Annotated in this window: 13 protein-coding genes; 6 read left to right on the plus strand and 7 right to left on the minus strand. The window is 66.5% G+C overall.

What is annotated here, in order from left to right; translation table 11 throughout:
- Positions 1-13: 13 nt before the first annotated feature.
- Positions 14-1,390 (minus strand): YncE family protein, encoded by a 1,377-nt coding sequence (locus AC5YGJ_RS04670; RefSeq protein WP_496185901.1) that lies wholly within the window; start codon positions 1,388-1,390, stop codon positions 14-16.
- Between the two features lie 122 nt (positions 1,391-1,512).
- Positions 1,513-2,541, minus strand: coding sequence for an alpha/beta hydrolase (locus AC5YGJ_RS04675; RefSeq protein WP_496185902.1), 1,029 nt, complete (start codon positions 2,539-2,541; stop codon positions 1,513-1,515).
- 282 nt (positions 2,542-2,823) lie between these two features.
- Here AC5YGJ_RS04675 and AC5YGJ_RS04680 point away from each other — a divergent pair, with 282 nt between their 5' ends.
- A complete protein-coding gene (locus tag AC5YGJ_RS04680) occupies positions 2,824-3,198 on the plus strand; it encodes a hypothetical protein (RefSeq protein WP_496185903.1) in 375 nt (124 codons plus the stop codon).
- Between the two features lie 73 nt (positions 3,199-3,271).
- On the opposite strand, the gene AC5YGJ_RS04685 is transcribed toward AC5YGJ_RS04680, so the two are convergent.
- From AC5YGJ_RS04685 to AC5YGJ_RS04705, 5 genes are all read right to left on the minus strand, one after another.
- The gene (locus AC5YGJ_RS04685) at positions 3,272-3,643 is read right to left on the minus strand and encodes a DUF805 domain-containing protein (RefSeq protein WP_496185904.1); all 372 of its coding nucleotides are present in this window, start codon (positions 3,641-3,643) and stop codon (positions 3,272-3,274) included.
- A 190-nt stretch (positions 3,644-3,833) separates the two neighbouring features.
- Positions 3,834-5,111, minus strand: coding sequence for a replication-associated recombination protein A (locus AC5YGJ_RS04690; protein ID WP_496185905.1), 1,278 nt, complete (start codon positions 5,109-5,111; stop codon positions 3,834-3,836).
- Between the two features lie 215 nt (positions 5,112-5,326).
- Positions 5,327-5,965 (minus strand): outer membrane lipoprotein periplasmic chaperone LolA, encoded by a 639-nt coding sequence (gene lolA, locus AC5YGJ_RS04695; protein WP_496185906.1) that lies wholly within the window; start codon positions 5,963-5,965, stop codon positions 5,327-5,329.
- 111 nt (positions 5,966-6,076) lie between these two features.
- Positions 6,077-8,020 carry a DUF3857 domain-containing protein gene (locus AC5YGJ_RS04700; RefSeq protein WP_496185907.1) on the minus strand — a complete coding sequence of 648 codons (1,944 nt, stop codon included), beginning with the start codon at positions 8,018-8,020 and terminating at the stop codon, positions 6,077-6,079.
- A gap of 38 nt (positions 8,021-8,058) precedes the next feature.
- Complete coding sequence (locus AC5YGJ_RS04705) at positions 8,059-10,422, minus strand: DNA translocase FtsK (RefSeq protein ID WP_107230493.1); 2,364 nt, start codon at positions 10,420-10,422, stop codon at positions 8,059-8,061.
- 233 nt (positions 10,423-10,655) lie between these two features.
- Between AC5YGJ_RS04705 and trxB the strand changes: the two genes are divergently transcribed.
- From trxB to AC5YGJ_RS04730, 5 genes are all read left to right on the plus strand, one after another.
- Positions 10,656-11,627 (plus strand): thioredoxin-disulfide reductase, encoded by a 972-nt coding sequence (gene trxB, locus AC5YGJ_RS04710; protein ID WP_496185908.1) that lies wholly within the window; start codon positions 10,656-10,658, stop codon positions 11,625-11,627.
- A gap of 101 nt (positions 11,628-11,728) precedes the next feature.
- Complete coding sequence (locus tag AC5YGJ_RS04715; RefSeq protein ID WP_496185909.1) at positions 11,729-12,853, plus strand: GNAT family N-acetyltransferase; 1,125 nt, start codon at positions 11,729-11,731, stop codon at positions 12,851-12,853.
- A gap of 73 nt (positions 12,854-12,926) precedes the next feature.
- On the plus strand, positions 12,927-13,667 hold the full coding sequence (aat, locus tag AC5YGJ_RS04720; protein ID WP_496185910.1) for a leucyl/phenylalanyl-tRNA--protein transferase: 741 nt from the start codon (positions 12,927-12,929) through the stop codon (positions 13,665-13,667).
- An 86-nt stretch (positions 13,668-13,753) separates the two neighbouring features.
- Complete coding sequence (infA, locus tag AC5YGJ_RS04725) at positions 13,754-13,972, plus strand: translation initiation factor IF-1 (RefSeq protein ID WP_005409596.1); 219 nt, start codon at positions 13,754-13,756, stop codon at positions 13,970-13,972.
- A 229-nt stretch (positions 13,973-14,201) separates the two neighbouring features.
- Positions 14,202-14,558, plus strand: a complete 357-nt coding sequence (locus AC5YGJ_RS04730) for a hypothetical protein (protein WP_496185911.1) — start codon at positions 14,202-14,204, stop codon at positions 14,556-14,558.
- The last annotated feature ends 29 nt before the right edge of the window (positions 14,559-14,587 follow it).

The raw sequence follows: 14,587 nt of genomic DNA on the forward strand, positions 1-14,587 counted from the left end.
CCTGTCCGGTGACTTACTGCTTCGGGGTGATGCGGGTGATGCGGTCACCCTTCGGGTCTTCGGCGCCACGCGACTTGTTCACCGCGAACACGTTGCCCTTGCCATCGGCACGGACGTGGTTCGGCAGCGTGCCGCCGTCGAGGTTGGCGACCACCTTGCCCTCGCCATTCACCACGGTGACCGTGCCAGCGCCACGGTTGCTCACATACGCCAGGCCGGAGGCATCATCGAAAGCGACGTTCAGCGCACCGGCGCCGACCGGGACATCGTGCAGCACCTTGCCTGCGGCCACATCGACGATCAGCAGGTTGTCGGTGCCCTGCGAAGCCACGTACAGGCGGTTGCGCGCCGCATCGAAAGCCACGCCCGAGGCGCTGATCGAATTGCCCAGGTCGATGACCTTGTCGACCTTGCCGCTGGCCACATCGATCACCGCCGCTTCCGGGGTGCCGATGCTGACGGTGAACAGCTTGCCGCCCTTCTCGTCCAGCACCAGGCTCATCGGGGTGAACTTGCCGTCATCGACGCCGGACTCCAGCGTCACCTGCGGCAGCTCCTTGAAGGTCTTGGCATCGAACACCGACAGGTGGTCCTCGCCCGTGGCCGAGGCGAACACCTTGCCGTGGGTGCCGTCGACCACCACGTCGCGCGCATGCGGCACGGCATCGACCGGGAACTGGTGGACCAGCGACAGGTCCTTCTGGCGATAGACCGCAATCGAGTTCTGGCGGGTATTGGTCACCCACACATTGCCGTTGGTGTCATCCACGCCCACGCCATAGACCGCGTACACCGCACCGTTGGTGCTGCCCGGCACCTGTGCCGGAGTGATCGCCTGGGTCACCTTCAGCGTCTTCGGGTCCAGCTTCAGCAGCTGCGACTGGGTCACCGGCGGGCGACCTACGGCCGAGGTCACGAACACCGCGTTGCTGGCCGCACTGTAGGCGGACTGGTACAGGCCCGGCACCAGCTTGTTGGACTGGGTGGCGAACTGCGCCTGGCCGGACAGCGGCAGCTGCGGCGACACGCGCAGCTTCAGCACCGTGGCCGCGGCCGGCTGGCTGGCCCGCACCACCACCGGGTGGGTGCCCGGCACTGCATCGGTCGGGATGCTCAGCTGGGTCTTGAAGTTGCCATCGGCGTCGACCACCACCGGCTGCGCGTTGAGCACGCTGTCACCGCGCAGCAGGCTGACCTTCTGGCCCGGCACGAAGCCACGGCCGACCACGTCGGCAGTACTGCCGGGAACCACATTCTCACCCCGCGAGACCACCTCGCCCTTGAAGGTGGCATTGGCCGGCTGGTCGAACACCGGCTGCGCGGTGGCGGTGACGGCCAGCAGCAGGCCGGCGGCGAGAGAGGTGAGACGGAGAGACGGACGGAACGACATGGAAGGCTCCTTGCACACGTAGGCCGCGCCACGTGACGCGGGATTCATCGGTTGCCTGGGCCGCTGCACGCCGGCAGCCTCGCCTGGGTGGTGGGGTCGCACGGCACTGCGTGCGTACGGATTCATTCGGCAGCGTTGTCACTGCCATTCAGGGCGCCGTCGCCGACGCTGCGATCGGTCACGCCGTACAGTTCGTGCAGCGCAGCGTGGAACGAGGCGGGCAGCATCGGACCATGGCCCAGGCCGTCGAACTCGCGGTACTGCACGCTCAGCCCGGGCACCTTGCCCAGGCGTTCGGACAGCTGCATGGCTGCATCGGGCGTGGCACCGCCAATACGGCGCAGGTGCGCGACCACGCGCGGATTGTTCATGTCACGCTTGCCGCGATCGCCGACGCGCTCGGCACCGCCCAGCATCAGCCACAGCTTCGCCGGCTGGCCATGCACGTTCTGCACGAACTGCTGCTCCGGATCGCCCAGCGCAGCGCCTTGACTCCACCACAGCGACGGGCTGGCGGCCAGATAGGACTGGAACGCGGCGGGACGGGTGTACAGCGCATTGAGCACGAACAACCCGCCCAGCGAATGACCCCACAGCGCTTGCTGCTGCGCATCGATGCGTGCACGACGCTCGACTTCCGGCTTGATCCGGCGTTCGATCACATCCAGGAAGGCTGCGGCGCCACCGCCGACCGCCTGGGTCGTGCCACTCTCATCGTCGGCACGGTCGATCCATGCGGTGTAATCGCGGGTACGCGCCTTCGAATCGATGCGCAGGTCGTTGTCGTAGCCGATCAGTACCAGCACCGGTGGTGCCTTGCGCGCGGCCAGCTCGGCCAGGATCGGCTGGTCCAGCACCATCGCCACCGCGTTGCCGTCCAGCGCATACAGAACCGGCATCGGGGCCTTACCCGCCGTGGCCGGAATGGCCACATTCACACGCCAGCGGCGCTGCTGGTCCGGACTGTCCACCACGAACTGCTCGAACCGGTAGCTGGACGCGGGCTCGTCGAGCACGGTGTGGCCGATCTTCTGCAGCGGGTTGCGCTGCTGCGCATGGGCATAGGGAGTGGCCAGGAGCAGACCCATCATCAAGGCGGCCAGGCCGCGGACCAGCGGACCACGACGCGAAGGCAGGACGAAATGCTTCATCAGCGGCAGCGGAGGCAGCCCGAAGCCGCCGGTTCACAAGGGACCGCAGTCTACCTCAAACGCGAATGATTATCACATCGATAATACGTCACACTGTGTATCACGCGCGCGACGAGCCGGTTGCACAGGAGGCGGCACTTCCCCTATTTTTCCGCCCACTGGGGCATTGGACCGCCCCACCTCCAGCGCGGCCATGGACGGCAGGCTCTTCGCCGTCGTCCGGGTCGCGTTCATCCGCGCCACGACCGCCATGGGATTGGATCCCATGATTGTGAGACTCCCTTGAAGCACACCGCACTGATCGCCCTTACCCTCGGCCTGTTCGCACCGCTGGCCGCGCACGCCGCGCAGGATCTGCCCACGCTCTACCAGGCCTTTGAAGAGGCCGGCAACTCGACGCTGAGCATGCAGGAACTCAACCAGACGGTGACCTTCACCGCCGTGGCGCTGGGCGTTTCCAGCAACATGGCGGGCGAACCGCTCATCGAGGCCGGCGATGACCAGGGCAATGTCCTGGCCCGACTGACCAGCGATGATGAGCAGCAGGCGGCCAAACTGGGTGAACTGGAGGAAGGCGCTGTCTTCACCGCCAGTTGCACGCTGCAGTTCAGCTCCGGCACCGACTACCTGTCCTTCGGCGATTGCAGCCTCAAGTAACGACGAAGCCGGCAAATTGCCGGCTTCTCTTCTTTGCCACTGTAGAGTCGCGCCATGCTCGACTTACGCCATGTCAGGGGCCCACAGGCACCGGACCATACGCGTTTTCTTGCGGCGTACCCGGCAGCAGCGCAAAGACCAGGATCACGATTCCACCGCCCGGCACCAGCGCCAGCAGGTAGAACCAGCCCGACTGGTTGCAGTCATGCAGGCGGCGCACGTTGACGGCGATGACCGGCACCAGCGTAGCCAGCCAGAACACGACGAACAGGATGATCGACGCGATGCCCAGGACGTCGGACTGCATCACCAGCGCGGTGACCAGCGGCACCATCAGCACAGCGGAGACGATCAGCAGGAACAGCTGGAACATCCAGTACTCGCGGCGGTTGGCACGACCCTCGAACTGGGCGTAGCGCTTCAACGGCAGAATCATTTCCTGCACGGCATCGTTCCTTGATAAGAGAAGCCGCGCAGTGTGCCAAATGAACGCGCGCAGGACAATGTGGTGACGAACCACGCTCGACTGCCATTACCCCTGTAGAGCCCAGCCATGCTTGGCTGCTGTTCCAAGAGGTACCTGTATGCCCATGCAAGAGGGGAGTCGAGCATGGCTCGACTCTACATAGGTCGACTCAACGGCCCTTTGCGGCGCGCGCGGCTTCACGTTCGGCGCGCAGGCGGTCCAGCTTTTCCTTCAACTTGATCTCCAGCCCGCGCGGCACCGGGTTGTAGTACACCCGCTCGCCCATCGCATCCGGGAATCCGGTCTGGTCCAGAGCGATGCCGCCTTCGGCGTCGTGGTCGTACTGGTACTCGGCACCGTAGCCAAGCTCCTTCATCAGCTTGGTCGGCGCGTTGCGCAGATGCAGCGGCACTTCTTCAGTGCCACTTTCGCGCACATCGGCCTTGGCCTGGTTGAAGGCCGCATAGCCGGCGTTCGATTTGGCGGTACTGGCCAGGTACAGCACCAGCTGGGCGAAGGCGAGCTCGCCTTCCGGGCTGCCCAGCCGCTCATAGATGTCCCACGCTTCCAGCGCCATGCTTTGCGCGCGCGGATCGGCCAGGCCAATGTCCTCGATGGCCATGCGCGTCAGCCGGCGCGCCAGATAGGACGGATCGCAGCCACCATCGAGCATGCGGGTCAGCCAGTACAGCGCGGCATCGGGATTGGAGCTGCGCACCGACTTGTGCAGCGCCGAGATCTGGTCATAGAACTGCTCGCCACCCTTGTCGAAGCGCCGGGTGCGATCGGCCAGCACCTGGGTCAGGGTCTGCGGGGTGATACGCCCGCCCTCCCCGCCCGCCAGTTCGGCGGCGATCTCCAGCAGCGTCAGCGCACGCCGGACATCACCGTCGGCGGCGGTTGCGATTTCCAGCAACAGCTCGGGAGCAACCTCGATGCGCTCTTCGCCCAGGCCGCGTTCGCGGTCACCGAGCGCACGTTCCAGCGCTTCGACGATATCGGTCGGCGAGACCGCTTCCAGCACGTGCACGCGACAGCGCGACAGCAACGCCGAATTCAGTTCGAACGACGGGTTCTCGGTAGTGGCACCGACGAACAGGATGGTGCCGCGCTCGATATGCGGCAGGAACGCATCCTGCTGCGCCTTGTTGAAGCGATGCACCTCGTCCACGAACAGCACGGTGCGGCGGCCTTCGGCGAAGCGCTGCGCGGCCTCGGCCAGCACCTGGCGCACTTCCGGCAGGCCGGACAGCACCGCGGAGATGGCACGGAATTCGGCGTCGGAATACTCGGCCAGCAGCAGCGCGAGCGTGGTCTTGCCGCAGCCCGGCGGCCCCCACAGGATCATCGAATGCACGCGGCCGGATTCGACCGCGCGACGCAGCGCGCTGTCCGGCGCCAGCAGGCGCTTCTGCCCGACCATCTCATCGAGGGTGCGGGGGCGCATGCGCTCGGCCAGCGGACGCAGGTGATCCCGATCAACGCTCAGCAGATCGGGGCCAGGGAAGGAAGTGGAGCGATGTCTTGGCACGCGGCTATTGTACCGCGCCGGGTGGCCACGATTCCGGTAGTGCCGGCCGCTGGCCGGCAGACCAAATGCGTGCCAACCCAGGTTGGCACCCACCCAGGACGGTAACGCCGGGCCATGCCCGGCGTCACACCTCAATTACCGATGACGTCGGTGCCCTTCGGCGGGATGAAGCTGAAGGTGCCGGCCGCGAAGCCCGGGTTGCGCTTCCAGCCACTGAAGGTGATCACGGTACGCTGGCCGACAGCATCGGTAATCTCCATCTTGGCCAGGCCCTGGGCGTTGAAGCCCAACGCGGCGTACTGGAAGCTGGCTTCGGTATCGCGCTTGGGCGACAGCGACAGCCACTGCAGGCCATCGCGCTGCGCCGCCTCTTCGCTCAGGTCGTACTGCTGTTCCAGCAGCGCCGGGTTGATCAACGCGGTCAGCGGGCTGTTCTGCTCTTCCTTGCCCTGCTCGCGCACGGTGGCCTGCTCCAGGTCCGGCTCGTACATCCAGACCTTCTTGCCGTCGGCCACAATCAGCTGTTCGTGCGGGCGCACGTACTCCCAGCGGAACAGGCGCGGTGCCGACAGCGCCACGCGGCCGCTGGTCGATTCCTTCACCTTGCCCCGGCTGTCGAACACCTGCTGGCTGAACTGGCCATCCAGGCCCTTCAGGCCGCTGGTGAAGGCCTTGAGATCATCGCGGGCGCCGGCCCAGGCACTGCCAGCGGCGGCACAGGCCACAGCCAGGGTGGTGGTGGCGAGGAAACGGTGGAAGCGGAAGTTCATGCGGAAATCCTGTGGGCGCGAACGCCAGGAAAGGTAGTGGCCAGTGTGCCCGTAGAAACATGAATGGGCGATCAGGGCGACATTATGCCGCCCCGGACGTCCATCGGCGATTCAGCCGCCAGCCGCCGGCAGCTTGCCGTACAGCACCTGGCCACGGAAGCCGCGACGCACTTCGCGGTACAGCGCGCGGAACGCGGCGTAGTCCTGTGGCTGGCACAGCGCTTCCGGGCCACGCACCGCGTTCTGCTGCAGGCGATGGTGCACGGTTACTTCCTGGCCCTGCCGGCTCCAATCCACCCGGTAGTCGCCTGCGGCATTGCTGAAGCGCTGGCTGGCCGGAATGGCGATGATCGGCGCATTGGCCGGGAACTGCAGACGGTAGGTTTCTTCGCGCAGGCTGGCGTTGCAGTAGAACGGCGTCTCGTTGGCCGGCGCCGAGGCGGTGGCGTAGAGGCCACGCACCGATTCGCCGCCCGGCGGATCGGGCACGGCCATGCCGCCGGCCACGCTGAAGTCGGCGTAGTCCTCGGCCTGGAACGCCATGCGATAACCGAACGGCCGGGTCAGGTCGACAGGCACGCCCTGGATCTGCAACTGTCCCCGCCCATCGAAACCGGACGCGGCCATGATCTGCTCTTCAGCGCGCGCACGGTTCTGCGCGTTGAGCTGGGAGAACTGCGCGCGCATGCCGATCTCGGCGTTCTCACCCAGCTTCGGAACGGTCTCGCCGCGCAGGTTGCCGTTGGCATCGAACGTGAAGCGCACCTCCATCGAGGTGGCATTGCGCTGCGGGGTGTTGGCCGGGGTGCGCGCCAGCGTGGCATCGCGCGTGCGCATCACCGGCGCACCCAGATCACCTTCCGGCAACTGCCCGAAACGCGCCCATGCGGTAGTCGAATCCAGGTACAGATCAAATTCGGGAATGTAGGTGATGGCGTGGTTGAAGCGGCCCAGCACCGGAATCTTCGGCAGCGTGGGTCCGCCGCCGGCACCGATCAGCACCGGCGAACTGACGATGCCCTTGGCCGCCAGCAGCGCCTCCAGGATCGTCACATGGTCCTTGCAGTCGCCATAGTGGTTGTCGAGGATGCTCTGTGCGCTGTTCGGCTCCAGACCGCCGTTGCCCAGGTACACCGCCACATAGCGGATGTTCTGCGCCACCCAGCGGTACAGGGCGTCGGCCTGCGCGCGGCGGTCGCTGATGCCGGCAGTGACCTGGTCGGCCAGCGCCTGCAGTTCCGGCGTGACCTGCGCGGCCGGGCCGGCCTTGAGCTGGTAGGCGCGCCCCATCTGCGACCAGTCACGATAGGTGCTGGCCATGATGTTCGGGCCGAACTCCCAGCCGGCCGCCGACCAGTTCTGCGCCGGCATGGCTTCGCGGCGATGGTAGTGCCAGCGCCACTGCGCCTGGCCATTCTTCACCACCGGGCGATCACTGCCCTGCACGCCGCGGCTGTCAACGAACATCGGCAGGTTGGCCGGCGCACTCAGGGTGACCTCGGCGTCCTCGTATTCGGTGAACACATTGAAGGTCTCCCACAGGCCGAAGTAGCCGGGGAAGTACGGCGTGGCCTGGGTACGCCGCACCTGGTAGTACAGGCGCGTGCCCGGGGCCAGGTTCGGGAACACGATCACCCGCACCTTGCGGTCGGCGTACATCGCCGCCGAGGCGCTGGAGTAGCTTTCCTGGGTGTAGATGCGGTCGGCCGGCACGTCGCGGCGCTGGCCGTCAGCGGTGATGGTGTAGGCGCCAAGCACTTCCAGCGTTTCCATCTTTTCACTGTAGCTCAGCCGCACCTGGCTGAACTGCTCGACGGCGGCCTTGGTCTTGAGCAGCACTTCGTAGGTTTCGGTCTGCACATTGCCCGCATCCGGCCGCACCTGGTAGTCGGCGCGGTAACGGACAATGCTGAAGTTGTTGCTGGCTTCGGTATCGCCGCTGGTGGAAGGCGGCGCCGTGGCGGGCGCGGTGGTGGCGGTATCTGCCAGTGCCGGGCCGGCAGCCATCAAGGCTGCCAGCGCCAGTGCCAGCGCGCTGGGGACGGGGTGAAGCATGCGTCGGTTCCTTGGACGTCGTGGGGGTACGTCGGGCCTTACTTCGGCGGTGGCGGTGCCAGCACCGTGCGGTCGCCGTTGTGTTCGGGCGCACTGACCACACCGGCCGCTTCCATGGCCTCGATCAGTCGCGCCGCGCGGTTGTAGCCGATCTTCAGCCGGCGCTGCACGCCGGAAATCGAAGCGCGGCGGGTCTCGGTGACCACCCGCAGCGCTTCGTCATACAACGGATCGGACTCATCGCCGCCGCCGGAGCTGGTCTCCGGCAGGCCGGTGGCGCCGACCACCACGCCGTCACCCATCGTCTGCACTTCGTCCAGCACGCCGTCGATGTAATCGGCCGGGCCCATCGCCTTGAGGTGCTCGACCACGCGATGCACTTCCTCGTCGGAGACGAAGGCGCCGTGCACGCGCTCGGGCAGAGCGGTGCCCGGCGGCAGGTACAGCATGTCGCCGTGGCCGAGCAGGGTTTCCGCGCCGGACTGGTCGAGAATGGTGCGCGAGTCGATCTTGGAGCTGACCTGGAAGGCGATGCGGGTCGGGATGTTGGCCTTGATCAGGCCGGTGATCACGTCCACCGATGGGCGCTGCGTGGCCAGGATCAGATGGATGCCGGCCGCACGTGCCTTCTGTGCCAGGCGCGCGATCAGCTCTTCCACCTTCTTGCCGACGATCATCATCATGTCGGCGAATTCGTCGATGAAGATGACGATGAACGGCAGCGTCTCCAGCGGGCGCGGCGCCTCGCCCAGTTCCGGGTTCGGCTTGAACAGCGGATCCATCAGCGGCTGCCCGGCGTCTTCGGCTTCCTTCACCTTCTTGTTGAAGCCGGCCAGGTTGCGCACGCCCACCGCGCTCATCAGCTTGTAGCGGCGCTCCATTTCGGCCACACACCAGCGCAGGCCGTTGGCGGCCTCCTTCATGTCGGTGACCACCGGCGCCAGCAGGTGCGGGATGCCCTGGTAGACGCTCAGTTCGAGCATCTTCGGGTCGATCATCAGCATCCGCAGGTCTTTCGGCGAAGCCTTGAACAGCAGGCTCAGCACCATCGCATTGACCGCCACCGACTTGCCCGAACCGGTGGTACCGGCCACCAGCAGATGCGGCATGCGCGCCAGGTCGGCCACGGTCGGGCGGCCGGCGATGTCCTTGCCCAGCGCCAAGGTCAGCGCACTGGCCGACTTGTCGTATTCCTTCGAGCGCAACAGCTCGGACAGGAAGATCATCTCGCGGGTCACGTTGGGGATTTCCAGGCCGATCACCGACTTGCCCGGGATGACGTCGACCACGCGCACCGACTTCACCGACAGCCCGCGCGCGATGTCCTTGTCCAGCGAGCTGATCTGGCTGACCTTGATGCCCGGCGCCGGCTCGATCTCGAAGCGGGTGATGACCGGGCCGGGATTGGCGCCGACCACCTGCGCGTCGATGCGGAAATCCTTCAGCTTGAATTCGATCTGCCGCGACAGCGTCTCCAGCGTCTCTTCGTCGTAGCCCTTCGGCTGCGGCTTGGGATCATCCAGCAGCGCCAGCGGCGGCAGGTCCGAGCCGTCACCGTTGACGCCACGGAACATCGGGATCTGGTTGTCACGCTTGGCGCGGTCGCTCTTCTCGATCACCGGTTCCGGGCGCGGCTCGATCTTCACCGGCTCGCGCTTGGCGCGCACCTCGGCATCGGCCTTGCGCACTTCCTGGCGCTCCTCGCGCATCACCCGGGTCTGCTTCCACTCGGTGACTTCTTCCTTCTTGCGCTCCAGCAACGGCGCCAGCGACATCACGCCACGGCCGATCTTCTCCATCACGCTGAACCAGGACAACCCGGTTGCCAAGGTGATCGAGGCCAGCAGCAGCACCAGCACGAACAGGTTCGCGCCCAGCGCGCCGAAGCCCACCGTGAGCGAATTGCCGACCAGCTTGCCGAGGATGCCGCCGGCACTGGAGACATCACCACTGAACAGGCGCACGTGCAGGAAGCCGGTGCCGGCGATCAGGAAGCCGACCAGGCCGACCAGGCGCAGCGCCGGGTCCAGGTCGTTCTCACCCTTGCTCTCGCGCTTGAGGCCGAACATGGCGATCCACGCCAGCGCGCCCAGCACCACCGGCAGCAGGAAGGCGATGTAGCCGAACAGTTGCAGCAGCACGTCGGCGATCCAGGCCCCTGCGCGCCCGCCCATGTTGTGCACCGGCGCGACCACGCTGCCGGTATGCGACCAACCCGGGTCGGTGGCGGAGTAAGTGAACAGACTGGCCGCCAGATACAACAGAGCCGGCGCGATGGCGATCAGGCCGAGGTCGCGCCAGAGCCGCTGGCGGCGTGGATTGTCGGTCGTCGCCGCCGCGGCCGTGCGACGTGACGCCTTGCTGTCGTCGGACTTGGAGCGTTCGGGGACCTGCTTCGCCACCTTAGACCATACCTTTGGAATGCGCTGTTAGTGATTGATAATAAATGAGACGGCGTCAGTTTTCAGTTATGCGACGCGCTGCGGTGTCTGTGGGTCGCCCGAACCACCGCTGGATGACGGCGTTCTGTTCATCGGCTTGAATCGCCCTGCCCCAGCCGCCACTCTATGACCTGCCATGGATGCTGCGCAAACATCGCCAGCGCCTTGCCCCATCTACCTTTTCGCGAGTTTACATGAGCACCAGCCTGCCCTCCCGCCATCAGCGTCTTGTCATCCTTGGTTCCGGCCCGGCCGGCTGGACCGCCGCCGTCTACGCCGCCCGCGCCAACCTGAAGCCGGTCGTCATCACCGGTCTGCAGCAGGGCGGCCAGCTGATGACCACCACCGAGGTGGACAACTGGCCGGGTGACGCCCACGGCCTGATGGGGCCGGACCTGATGGCGCGCATGCAGGCCCACGCCGAGCGTTTCGAGACCGAGGTCATCTTCGACCACATCCATACCGCCGACCTCTCCCAGCGCCCGTTCAAGCTGATCGGCGACAGCCATGAGTACACCTGCGACGCCCTGATCATCGCCACCGGCGCCACCGCCAAGTACCTGGGCATCCCCACCGAAGAGGCCTTCAAGGGCCGCGGCGTGTCCGCCTGCGCCACCTGCGACGGCTTCTTCTACCGCGACCAGGACGTGGTCGTGGTCGGCGGCGGCAACACCGCCGTGGAAGAGGCGCTGTACCTGTCCAACATCGCCCGCAAGGTCTATCTGGTGCACCGCCGCGACACCCTGAAGGCGGAAAAGATCATGCAGGACAAGCTGTTCAAGAAGGTGGCCGAAGGCAAGATCGAGACTGTCTGGCACCACCAGGTAGAGGAAGTGCTGGGCAACGATGCCGGCGTGACCGGCGTGCGCGTGAAGTCCACCGTGGACGGCAGCACCCGCGACATCGACGCGCACGGCTTCTTCGTGGCCATCGGTCACCACCCGAACACCACCCTGTTCGACGGCCAGCTGGCGATGAACAACGGCTACCTGGAGATCCGCTCGGGCCTGGGCGGCAACGCCACCCAGACCTCGGTGGAGGGCGTGTTCGCCGCCGGCGACGTGGCCGACCAGCACTACCGCCAGGCGATCACCTCGGCCGGCTTCGGCTGCATGGCCGCGCTGGACGCCGAGCGCTTCCTGGATGCCGAAGGCAAGGCCAGCTGAAACGCTGGCCCGCTTCGGTAGCGTCGAGCCATGCTCGACCCTGGCCAAGGGCCGACGCCAACGCGTCGGCCTTTTTGTTTCACCTGCCCTATCCTTCCCTCATGCCTTCGCCCCGTTTCCTCGATTCCCTGCCGTCCATTGCCGCCGCCGACTGGGACGCTCTGCATGATGGCCGCAACCCGTTTGTCAGCCACGCCTTCCTGGCCGGGCTGGAAGCGCACGGCTGCCTGCGCGAGGACTGGGGCTGGCAGCCCCGGCACTTCACGCTCTGGGAAGGCGATGCTCTGATCGGCGCCATTCCGGGCTACCTCAAGACCAATTCGCACGGTGAGTTCGTGTTCGACCATGCCTGGGCCAATGCCTACGCCCGCCACGGCCGCGACTATTACCCGAAGTGGCTGGGTGCGGTTCCGTACTCGCCGGTGACCGGGCCGCGGCTGCTGGCCCGTCACGATGCCGCACGTGCCGCGCTGTTGCCGGCACTGCGCCAGCAGCTGCCCGCACTGGGCGTGTCATCGGCGCATGTGAATTTCCATGACACCGGTGACGAAACGCTGTTCGGTGACGACTGGCTGCTGCGCGAGGACATCCAGTTCCAATGGCAGAACCCGGGCGACTGGACCACCTTCGAGCAGTTCCTGGGCGCGATGAACCACAAGCACCGCAAGAACATCCGCCAGGAGCGGGCCAAGGTCACCCGCCAGGGCATCACCTTCCGCGTGGTGCATGGCAATGACGCCAGCCGCGCCGACCTGCAGGCGATGTACCGCTTCTACCTGCAGACCTTCCTCGAGTATGGCAACGCACCGGCGCTGACCGAGGCCTTCCTGCGCCATCTGGCCATCGCACTGGGGCGCCGGCTGGTGATGTTCCTGGCCGAGCAGGAGGGTGAGCCGATTGCCGGTGCGCTGTGCCTGCGCGGCGGAGACACGCTGTATGGGCGCTACTGGGGAGGCGCGAACCTGCCCGGCCTGCACTTCGAGACCTGCTACTACCAGGGCATCGAGTATTGCCTGCGCGAGGGACTCACCCGTTTCGAGCCCGGCGCGCAGGGCGAGCACAAGCTGGCACGCGGCTTCCTGCCCACCCGGGTGCGCAGCCGCCACTGGGTGGCCGATGCGGAGTTTGCCGACGCCCTGCAGGACTGGTGCCGGCAGGAGCGGGGCGACGTGCGTCGTTACCAGCAGGCGCTGCTGGGGCACAGCCCGTTCCGCGCGGGACCGTAGCGTCGAGCTTGCTCGACTGACGCGCCTACCGGAACCGGAGAAGGTCGGCACCCACGCCCGTTACACTGCGTGCATGACCCGCCCGCTGCCCTGGCGCCTGGCCGATGCGCCGGACGCGCCCTTTCCCCCGGCCGAGACCGCGCTGCGCCAGCCCGATGGCCTGCTCGCCGTCGGCGGCGACCTGCACCCGCTGCGCCTGCTCAACGCCTATGCCGGCGGCATCTTCCCGTGGTTCAGCGAGGGCGAGCCGATCCTGTGGTGGTCGCCCGATCCACGCATGGTGTTCCGCACCGACGGCGTGCACCTGTCCAGCCGTTTCCGGCGCCAGCTGCGCGCCAGCCACTGGGAGGTCACTGCCGATGTGGCCTTCAGCCAGGTGATGCGCGCCTGTGCCGCCACCCCGCGCCCCGGCCAGGACGGCACCTGGATCAGCCCGGCCATGGTCGAGGCCTACAGCCAGCTGCACGACCTCGGCTTTGCCCATTCGTTTGAAGTGTGGGACCGGCAGACCCTGGTCGGCGGCATCTACGGCGTGGCGATCGGCGCGATGTTCTTCGGCGAAAGCATGTTCAGCGGCGCCAGCGGCGGCTCCAAGATCGCATTGGCGGCGCTGGCGGCCACGCTGCGCAGCTGGGGCTGGGAACTGATCGATGCGCAGGTGGAGAATCCACACCTGCTGCGGATGGGCGCAGTACACCTGCCGCGCGCCGTGTTCCTGGATCAGGTGCGTCTGGCGGTGCGCCGCGAGGGCCGTGAAGGCGCCTGGACCCAGGCCGTCGGACGCCTGCCGGCGAAGCGTTTGGCCGAAGGTTAACGCAAACTTTGCAAGCTGGCCGCATCACGCGTAAAATACCGCGCCTTAGGCCCAGCGTGGCCGTTTTCTGAACCGCACAGGACTACATGTCGAAAGACGATTCCATCGAGTTCGAGGGCACCGTCAGCGAGACGCTGCCGAACACCACTTTCCGCGTTCGCCTGGAAAATGGGCACGAAATCATCGCCCACATCTCCGGCCGCATGCGCAAGAACTACATCCGCATCCTCACCGGTGACCGGGTCAAGGTTGAAATGACCCCGTACGACCTGACCAAGGGTCGTATCACCTACCGCATGAAGTAAGCGGTCGGCGCCTGGCGCCACTTCGACAAGGCCAGCCCTGGTTGCTGGCCTTTTGTCATGCCCGCAATCCGGCCCTGCCGGAGGTCATCGTGACCGAACGCACCGTGGCGTCGGTCAGCCCGGCTTGCGGCAGATTCGCGCTTGCAGCCGCCCCGGCATCGTGGAATCCGATCCAGTCCGGATCGCAACCCCCTGCCCCGCCATGAAACGGCATCCCCTGCTTTGCTCCGTGTTCCTGTCCGCCAGCCTGCTGTCAGCCGTCTCGGCCCAGGCCGCCGATGCACCGGCAGCGGCCACCACCGCCTGCATCCAGCTGGGCAGCGACCAGCAGATGGTTCGCGCCGGCGTTACCCGTGATGTGCTGTTGCGCAACGACCAGGACCACTACGTGGTGCACTTCCAGCGCGACTGTACCGCCGCGGCCCGCTCCCGCACGCTGAGCTTTGCCACCGAAGGACAGCAGAACCTGCTCTGCAGCGACGGGCGCAGCACCCTGCGCACCGATACCGAACGCTGCGCCGTCGCCCGCGTCGAGCCCATCGACCCCGCCAGCTTCGCCCGGAAGGCGCGCCAACGTCGCCGTTGAGCGCAGACACGACAAGGGCGGCAGAAGCC

Source organism: Stenotrophomonas sp. CS3K5 (assembly GCF_059515225.1).